The organism is uncultured Eudoraea sp., assembly GCF_947258925.1.
Taxonomy (GTDB): Bacteria; Bacteroidota; Bacteroidia; order Flavobacteriales; family Flavobacteriaceae; genus Eudoraea.
This window is the reverse complement of sequence record NZ_CAMYKG010000056.1, coordinates 1-9,038: the sequence shown is the minus strand read 5'-3', so window position 1 is coordinate 9,038 and position 9,038 is coordinate 1. Positions and strand designations below refer to the sequence as shown.

General features: G+C 39.3%; 7 protein-coding genes and 1 pseudogene. 6 read left to right on the top strand and 2 right to left on the bottom strand.

Going from position 1 to position 9,038, the window contains the following annotated elements; genetic code table 11:
* The 3 genes and pseudogenes from Q0X77_RS14725 to Q0X77_RS14715 form a co-directional block, all read left to right on the top strand.
* A pseudogene (locus tag Q0X77_RS14725) lies at window positions 1-340 on the top strand (hypothetical protein); the annotation flags it as partial.
* Between the two features lie 62 nt (window positions 341-402).
* Complete coding sequence (locus tag Q0X77_RS14720; RefSeq protein WP_297798587.1) at window positions 403-1,068, top strand: SCO family protein; 666 nt, start codon at window positions 403-405, stop codon at window positions 1,066-1,068.
* A gap of 87 nt (window positions 1,069-1,155) precedes the next feature.
* The gene (locus Q0X77_RS14715; RefSeq protein WP_297798586.1) at window positions 1,156-2,208 is read left to right on the top strand and encodes an SMP-30/gluconolactonase/LRE family protein; all 1,053 of its coding nucleotides are present in this window, start codon (window positions 1,156-1,158) and stop codon (window positions 2,206-2,208) included.
* A 54-nt stretch (window positions 2,209-2,262) separates the two neighbouring features.
* Here the strand turns inward: Q0X77_RS14715 and Q0X77_RS14710 are convergent, their stop codons facing one another.
* Complete coding sequence (locus tag Q0X77_RS14710) at window positions 2,263-3,204, bottom strand: nitronate monooxygenase (protein WP_297798585.1); 942 nt, start codon at window positions 3,202-3,204, stop codon at window positions 2,263-2,265.
* A gap of 64 nt (window positions 3,205-3,268) precedes the next feature.
* Entirely contained in the window at window positions 3,269-4,459 is a 1,191-nt protein-coding gene (gene mnmA, locus Q0X77_RS14705; RefSeq protein ID WP_297798584.1) for a tRNA 2-thiouridine(34) synthase MnmA, read from the bottom strand.
* 237 nt (window positions 4,460-4,696) lie between these two features.
* Between mnmA and Q0X77_RS14700 the strand changes: the two genes are divergently transcribed.
* From Q0X77_RS14700 to Q0X77_RS14690, 3 genes are all read left to right on the top strand, one after another.
* On the top strand, window positions 4,697-5,677 hold the full coding sequence (locus tag Q0X77_RS14700) for a fasciclin domain-containing protein (RefSeq protein ID WP_297798583.1): 981 nt from the start codon (window positions 4,697-4,699) through the stop codon (window positions 5,675-5,677).
* Window positions 5,678-6,006: 329 nt separating this feature from the next.
* Complete coding sequence (locus Q0X77_RS14695; protein ID WP_297798582.1) at window positions 6,007-7,443, top strand: fasciclin domain-containing protein; 1,437 nt, start codon at window positions 6,007-6,009, stop codon at window positions 7,441-7,443.
* 325 nt (window positions 7,444-7,768) lie between these two features.
* Window positions 7,769-9,038 (top strand): fasciclin domain-containing protein (locus Q0X77_RS14690; RefSeq protein WP_297798581.1); only part of this gene is annotated, 1,270 nt, incomplete at its 3' end.

The window sequence follows — 9,038 nt, the reverse complement described above, 5'->3', positions numbered from 1 at the left end:
TGAACTGGCCTCACTTAACGGAGACTTGCCCAAAGCAATTGAACATTTAAAAAATGCTGTTGCCCTGGAAGATAAACTGGTCTATACCGAACCTGCGGCCTGGCACGTACCAACTCGTCAAAACCTGGGTGCTGTATTATTAAAAGCCAAAAAATTTAATGAAGCTGAACTTATTTATAAAGAGGACCTTGAAGTTTTACGACAAAACGGTTGGTCGCTTATGGGGTTGTACCAAAGTCTTTTGGCTCAGGATAAAATAGACGAAGCCGGTAAAATCAAAGCTGAATATGACAAGGCTTGGGAAAATGCCGATATTGAAATAGATAATTCCATACTCTAAAAACAGTTGAAGAACAGGTCTTTTTGTGCCCTATTATAGGTTAAGTTAATAAACAAGCATCATTGCAAACTGAATTTTTAAAAAACCCGCATTTCAGGCAGGGAGTAACTATATTCATAGTCCTCACCGCCTTGTTAATTCTATTGTCCTATTGGTTTGGAGAAGAACAACCGGCAGTTTATAATCCTTCAGATTTGAATCCTGAACTCGTGGATGGGAGTCTTCAAAATATGAATGCCAACCATACTATTGGTCCTTTTAGCCTTATCAATCAAAACGGGGATACAATAACCGATAAGGATTACGAAGGTAAAATCTATGTAGCGGATTTCTTCTTTACCCGCTGTCCCAGTATTTGTCCTGTCATGACAAATAATATGGAAAAATTGCAAACGGAGTTTTTGAATGATGCAGATGTAAAATTATTATCTCTTTCTGTAACACCCGAGTATGACAGTGTGCCCGTTTTATATAAATATGCCTCCAAAAATGGCGCTCTTGATACCAAATGGAATATTACTACAGGTAATAAAAAACATATTTATGAATTGGCTCGTAAAAATTATTTCGCAGTGGTTGATCAGGGCGATGGAGGTTTGCAGGACTTTATCCATACTCCGAATTTTGTGCTTATCGACAAAAAGAAGCAAATACGAGGAATCTACGACGGTACTAAAGACCAGGAGATAAGCCGTTTAATTAAGGACATTAGAATCTTGCAGCAGTAGCAGCTAATTTGGTAAATTGCAAAACACCCAACTCAAATCGTTTAAATTAATCGGATTACAATCTTTACTAAGCATTATACTAAGAATATGAAAAAGATATTATACCCGGGCCTTGTAGCATTAAGCGCCTTAATCCTGACACAATGCAAAACGGAAAAAAAAGAGACTTCCAATGAAGAACAGGAAAAGCCATATATGTCCAGAATATTTGAAGAAGGTGAGATAGAGGCCTATGAAGAAAGTCTTTGGTCTATAGTTCCCCAAGAATCAAAAATACAAGTTATTGCAGAAGGACATGACTGGACTGAAGGTCCCCTGTGGTTGCCGGATCAGGAAATGTTATTGTATACCGATATCCCCAGAAATGCAATTTATAGCTGGAAGAAAGGAGAAGAAGCAAAATTATATTTAAAGCCTTCCGGCTTTACCGGCGACAACTTTGAAGGAGCAGAACCCGGGGCTAACGGATTACTTCTGAACAAGAAAGGTAACTTGGTTCTTTGCCAGCATGGGGACAGGCAAATAGCAGAAATGCAAAGTTCGGTTTCGCAGCCCACAGCAAATTATAAAACCCTGACAAAGGCGTATAAAGGCAAAAGATTTAACAGCCCGAATGATGGGGTTTATAGTAGTAACGGTGACCTCTATTTTACCGATCCTCCATACGGCCTTCCACAACGTATGGATGACCCTGAAAAAGAACTCAGCCATCAGGGGGTATACAGACTCAGTGAGGATGGGGAGTTAACCCTTTTAACAACAGAATTCACAAGACCCAATGGCATTACTTTCTCTCCTGATGAAAAGAAACTTTATGTGGCCAATTCTGATCCGGAATTTGCCGTGTGGAAGGTATTCGATGTTTTGGAAGATGGCTCTATTACCAATGGAAAGATCTTTTATGATGCGACAGAACTTGTTCCTTCAGAAAAAGGTTTACCTGATGGGTTAAAGGTAGATAAGGAAGGAAATTTGTTCGCAACAGGACCCGGAGGCGTATTTATATTTTCTGCTGACGGAAAGCTGTTGGGTAAAATTAAAACAGGACAGGCAACATCCAATTGCGCATTTAATAAAGACAAGTCCATCCTTTATATCACAGCAGACAGCTATATACTTCGATTAAATCTAAGGTCATGAAGTTAATCCAAAGGCTAATCATCAGCACCTGATTTAGAAACCCGGAAAACTTTTTTATAATTCCAGAAGTAACTCCTTCGCGTCATTAAACTCCTTCAACATATCTGAAACAATTTTGGCTGCGGGTTTAATTTCGTGTATAAGGGCAGAAACCTGACCTATTTCCAGCTCTCCCTCTTCGAGGTCACCTTCAAACATCCCGCGCTTAGCCCTGGCTCGTCCCAGCAAATCTTTTAACTCTTCCACCCCGGATCCATTTTTGTAGGCCTCTTGAATATCATGATAGAATTTATTTTTAAGAAGTCTTACAGGGGCAAGTTCCTTTAGTGTCAAATGTGTGTCTCCCTCGCCTGCCTGCACCACTTGTTCTTTAAATAATTGATGGGATGATGCTTCATCACTGGCCACAAATCTGCTTCCTACCTGCACACCATCTGCTCCTAAGACCATAACGGCCAGCATGGCCGCCCCGGTGGCAATACCGCCTGCAGCAATTAATGGAAGACTAATTTGCTGTCGAACAGCCGGGATCAATGTAAGGGTTGTAGTTTCATCTCTGCCATTGTGCCCCCCCGCTTCGAATCCTTCTGCTACTATTGCATCAACGCCTGCTTCCTGCGCTTTTAAAGCAAATTTTACACTGCTTACCACATGCACTACTGTGATGCCATTTTGTTTTAAATAATCAGTCCATGTTTTTGGGTTCCCGGCTGAAGTAAAAACTATCTTAACCTTTAGTTTTATGATAATTTCCATTAATTTATCAATATCGGGATACAAAAGCGGAACGTTAACACCAAATGGTTTATCCGTGGCCTGCTGACACTTTTGAATATGTTCCCTGAGTACTTCAGGATACATACTTCCTGCACCAATAAGTCCTAAGCCACCTGCATTAGATACCGCCGATGCCAATCGCCACCCACTGGCCCAAATCATACCTGCCTGTATAATAGGATATTCAATACCGAAAAGATTGGTTATTCTGTTTTGCATAGATTATTGCTAATTTCTTTAGAATCAAATACTTGATGTAAAATCCTGAGCATTCCTATAAATATTAAGAAATCACTCCTGAACCTACAAGCTCATTTCCCAAATACCACGAGACGAACTGTCCTTCTGTTATGGCTTCTTGCTTTTGGTCAAAATCTACGTAGAGACCTGAGTCAACTTTATATAATGTAGCTTTTTGCAGTGGTTGCCTATATCGTATCCTGGCCATTACCTCCATAGAATCATCCACCCCTAAACTCATATCTGGTCTAACCCAGTGCAATTCATCATTCGTTATAAACAAGGTTCGTCTGAATAATCCGGGATGAGATTTTCCCTGGCCTGTAAAAATTATATTATCAGAAACATCGGTTTCTATAACGAACAAAGGTTCCGGGGTACCTCCGACGTCCAGGCCTTTGCGCTGTCCTTTAGTAAAATAATGTGCCCCTTGATGCTGACCAACCACTTTACCATCGGAAATATCATATACCGGTTTTTGGGCATAGTACGCCAACTCTTCAAATTTACTGTTAAAAACAGGGGGTGTTCTTTGGTACTGCGCTACATCTTGAGGCACTTCTACTATTGGCCCTTTCTTCGGTTTTAGCTTTTGTTGCAAAAAATCCGGTAAACGCACCTTCCCGATAAAACAAAGCCCCTGTGAATCTTTTTTATCCGCTGTTATCAATTCATTATCAAAGGCAATCTGCCTAACCTGCGGTTTTTTCAACTCACCGATCGGGAAAAGTGTCTTAGCTAATTGTTCTTGTGATAGCTGGCATAAAAAATAGGACTGGTCCTTATTCTCGTCTGCACCTGCCAGGAGCCTGTAAGTTGTAGAGCCATCAGCATTTAAAATTTCACCTTTTCTACAGTAATGGCCCGTTGCTACATAATCAGCTCCTAATTGCAACGCAATTTTCAGAAAAACATCAAACTTAATTTCTCTATTGCAGAGAACATCAGGATTCGGAGTCCTTCCTTTTTCGTATTCCCTGAACATATAGTCGACAATGCGCTCTTTGTATTCCCTGCTTAAATCCACAGTTTGAAAAGGAATTCCCAGCTTCTCGGCAACGATTAAGGCATCATTACTATCCTCGAGCCAGGGACATTCTTTAGAAATGGTTACAGAATCATCATGCCAATTTTTCATAAACAGGCCTATGACGTCATATCCCTGTTCTTTTAAAAGATAAGCGGCCACGCTGGAATCTACCCCTCCCGAAAGTCCTACAACTACTTTTTTCATATTTAATAAAGAATTGCAAAATTACAAAATTTCATTATCATTAGCCCTTGCAAGCTTGTCGTATATGTTGAAGACGGAATGCTATTCTATCTATGCAGGTAGCGGCATCTTTTATATTTTTAAAATTGTAAGTAGCGTCTTTGTGAAAGAATATTAAATTTATCCTAAAGTTATTTAGTTAAAAAAGATAAGATTAAATATTATTGCATTTTTACAGTTCTATTTAAAAACTTAATTATGAAAAAGTATCTAAGTATAAAACATTTCCTGATTTTAGCACTGATTGCTTTCACAGTGCTTGCCTGTAATAACGATGATGATGGTGCTCCTTCAGGTGAAACCATTTTTGAAATAGCATCTGCCAATCCCAATCTTTCAACATTGGTTGAGGCATTAGAACTTACGGACCTTGTAAATACCCTTGATGGCCCGGGTACTTTTACTGTGCTTGCACCAACAAATGCTGCCTTTGATTTATTTCTGGCCAGTGGTAACTTTGCCGGTATCGGCGACGTTCCTGTAACTGTTTTGCGTGAGCTGTTACTTAATCACGTAATTGGTTCAAGCATAGATGCCTTAACTTTTAGAACACTGGCAAGGAATTATGCTGAGACCCTGGCTGAAGGACCAACTAGCGGGACAAATTTATCTTTGTATTTCGATGCTACAGGTGCAGCTATTGAATTAAATGGGGCTTCCAGTGTTGTTGATGAGAATGTGCAGGCTTCCAATGGGATTATTCATACCGTAGATGCAGTCATTGATTTTCCAACGGTGGTAACTTTTGTGACCAATGACATTAATTTTATAACATTGACCGAAGCATTAACTACGGCTACCCCAAATACAGATTTCGCTTCTATACTTTCCGGTACAGGTCCGTTTACGGTCTTCGCCCCGGCAGAGATTGCATTTGAAACTTTGCTTGATACCAATGCCAACTGGAATACGGTAGATGATATTGAAGAAGGTTTACTTACCGCTGTATTGCAACATCATGTGGTAAATGATAATCTCCGATCTGAAGATATTACAGATCAATCTACTGCCACTACCCTCGAAGGTGATGATATTACCTTTTCATTATCTATAGGTGACGTGACCATTACCGATGGTTCCGGCAATTCAGATATCTTATTGGCGGTAGACAATATTCAGGCTTCAAATGGTGTAATTCACTTAATCACCAAAGTAATGATCCCTGACACTACCAATTGAGCTGATTGGCGCTTCAACCCTAAAACTTTAAAACTACCGTACATTCGGTAGTTTTTTTTTGTTCAAACGGTAATTATCCCATAAAAAATATAATTTATTGTTAATTTTTAAACATTTATCTTTAAACAAAAGCAACCTCTTAAGCTATCCCGCATCAAGTATTTGATTCCATCAAATAACCTTTCATATGAATGTTTACAGAACTTTAGTGAGCTTCGTTTAACTTTTAATGGATGTTAAACATTTTATAAATATATTTTTTTGTTCAACTTTAGTTCTAATTTTGTTGAACAATAAAAATCAGTTAATATTAAACTTAATTATTTAAAATGAAAACAAGTCCAAATTTTTTTAAATCGATCTTAGCCACCTTAGTGATGGTTATTACATTCTCATGTTCTGATGATGATAACGGTGGTCCGGCACCAGTGCCAGAACAGAATATTGTTGAAATTGCACTCGCAACCCCGGAATTAGCGACACTCGTTGCCGCCTTGCAAGCTGCAGATGGGAATTTAGTAGAAGTACTCAGCGGAGACGGTCCGTTTACAGTTCTTGCCCCAACAAATGCTGCTTTTGTAACCTTTTTGGCTGCAAATGGCTTTAACTCTTTAGATGACGTGCCAACCGACGTTTTGGCTGAAATCTTATTAAACCATGTGATCTCTGCAGACATCACTTCCGGAGATTTAGTAGCTTCAGGCGCTGGTTATGCTAGTACTAATGCCTCGGGAGCTGGTGGAAACAACATCAGCATCTATTTTAATACTTCTAATGGTGTACGTTTTAACAACGCTTCGGCCGTAACAGATGGTGGCGCGGATATAAGTGCATCCAACGGAACTATTCATATAGTTGATGCAGTAATTCCTATCCCTTCTATAGTTGCGCATGCTGCTGCTAATTCGGAATTTAGCAGTCTGGTTACAGCATTGGGTGCAGCTGATGGTGATTTAATAAATGTACTATCCGGTGATGGACCATTCACTGTCCTTGCACCAGATAACGCTGCTTTTGAAACTTTCCTTGATGGAACACCTCTAGGCAATGTTAATACAGCTGTACTTTCTCAAATTTTATTAAACCACGTGGTTGAAGGAGTAGTTACTTCAACTGACTTAGTTGGTTCTGGCGCAGGTTATACAAATACTTTTGCTACAGGCCCGGGAGATAATGATTTAAGTTTATACTTCAATACTTCGGATGGTGTTATTTTTAACGGAATCTCTACAGTAACAACTGCGGATGTCGTAGGAACTAACGGAATTATACATGCGGTTGATACGGTAATAGACATCCCTACTGTAGTAACTTTTGCTGCTGCAGATCCAAATTTCTCGACCCTTGTTGAAGCTTTAACCACCTTAACCCCGGCAACGGATTTTGTAAATATCTTATCAAGAACAGACGGCAGTAATGCAGATGGAATTAATCCTGAGTATACAGTGTTTGCTCCTACGAACGAGGCATTCGATGCTTTAGATGAAATACCAGGAGAAGTTGTTCTTACGCAAGTATTACTACACCATGTAGTAAGTGAATCAAATATTACTTCTGCTGACCTGACTCCAAATGGAGACACTACAGCACCAACCTTGGAGGGAGATAATATTACCATCACTTTACCAGGTACAGATCCAAATATTGCTGATGTAACTGATGGAGCAGGTAACTCAGGAAAAGGTATTATAGCTGTTGATGTACAGGCAGGAAATGGAATAATACACGTACTGGATGCGGTTCTTCTTCCGGATACTACAAACTAATTAAAACATTGATTTAGTAGACTAATTCAATTATTTGGTAGCTAAAAACTCCCTTGTTCTTCAAGGGAGTTTTTTTATGGTCGCATATTACGGCTTGAAGTACTATCATTTTTGTTAATCTTTTAATAATTTTTATTAAACAAAAGCAACCTTTTTTATATTGTGATATCTTTCAGAAGAACACTAAGATTATCGCAATTTATTAACTATATATGACAACATATCATATTCTTGTCGTCATTTGATTAAAATATTACTATATCTTATTTGTTTATATTTTTTGAACATTTATTAAACTATTTGAAAACTTTAAAACACCCTGAAAATGAAAAAAGTTACACTATTCAAACGTTCACTGATCTTTGCGATGCTGTCACTATTCGTATTATCATGTGAAAAAAATGAAGATGAAACCGCAGCATTGCGAACTTCAGAAATCAACCTGGTTGAAACCGCTCAAGAAACAGACGCACTTAGCACTTTAGTAGCTGTTTTAACCAAAGCAGATGAGAATGAAAGCAACGACCTCATTACCACCTTGAGTAGTGAAGGCCCATTTACTGTATTTGCTCCTACCAATGAAGCCTTTGCTGACTTACTTGATGGACTGGACAATTACGATTCACTGGAAGATTTTGATTCAGAAGCAGACAAGGATGTTCTTGCCACCATCCTCAGCTATCATGTAATAGCAGGAGCAGCAGTTCCATCTTCCGAGCTTAGTGATGGTCAAAAGCTAACTACCGTTCAGGGAGAAGAACTTACAGTGAAATTAGACAATGGTGTCTTTATAAAAGATGCAACAGGAGATGATGCCAGAGTAGTGATACCCAATGTACCTGCCAGTAATGGCATTGCCCATGTAGTTGATAAAGTATTAATACCTCAGGCTATCCTGGATGCATTGAATCAGGAAGAAGATGAAGATGATGATGAAGGGACTCTCGTAGACCTGGTTGTTGAGACAGAGAGCCTTTCCATACTGGAAGCTGCAGTAATTAAAGCCGGGCTAGTTGAAACTTTAAGTAGCGAAGGTCCTTTTACAGTTTTTGCACCTAAGGATGATGCATTTATCGCTCTCCTGGAAGTGCTAGGGGATGATTATAACAGTCTGGATGATTTTGACACCGAAGCAGAATTGATGCTTCTTAGAGATATTTTACTTTACCACGTAATCCCTGCAGAAGTTTTTGCTGCTGATCTGGAGGCAGGCACCGTTCATACAGCCTTGGCAAACAATAGCCTGGAAATCATATCTTCCGGTGAAACCTTTGTAATCGGTGATGCTTCTGATACCAATGCCAATATTATCGGTGCTGACTTTACAGCTTCAAATGGTGTAGCACACATTATAGATAAAGTGCTTTTACCTCAGTCAGCAATAGACTTTGTGACTTCCCTAAGTCTGAAAACCATTGTAGAAATAGCTGTGGAAACAGATGATCTTAGCTTATTGGTTGAAGCACTTATACAAGCGGATGCCGGGTTGGTAGAATTATTGGGAGGCGAAGGACCATTTACCGTTTTTGCTCCTGACAACCATGCGTTTGTTGCATTGCTTGATGCTCTCGGTGATGACTATCACAGTCTCTCTG